The 264-nt window shown below is 48.5% G+C and carries 1 protein-coding gene; it reads left to right on the top strand.

From position 1 onward, the window contains the following. On the top strand, positions 1 to 264 hold a 264-nt coding region (locus IEX97_RS13690; RefSeq protein WP_229776925.1), incomplete at both ends, for an AsmA family protein.

The following is a 264-nucleotide window of genomic DNA, read 5'->3' as shown; positions in this document are numbered from 1 at the left end:
ACTCGACACGGCTTCTGTTCAAGGATTGAAATGGGCTATCCAGTCTGATGACAACAAGGATTGGTGGAAGGCTGCCACCAGCGCGTTACAAGAAGTGGATATCCAAGAACTTGATATTGAACGTAGTCAGATAATCCAATTAGCGCACGAACCATTCTGGCAACTCTCTGGCTTAAACGTCGAAGGAAAAGCGCTAAAGTTAAAGCGCCAACACCGTTTTTGGGGCGTATGGCATGGCAGTCTCGACGCGAGTGTCGTGAATGC

It is taken from the genome of Paenalicyclobacillus cellulosilyticus, from assembly GCF_014647315.1.
Taxonomy (GTDB): Bacteria; Bacillota; Bacilli; order Alicyclobacillales; family Alicyclobacillaceae; genus Alicyclobacillus_J; species Alicyclobacillus_J cellulosilyticus.
This window is presented reverse-complemented; position numbering and strand designations above follow the sequence as displayed.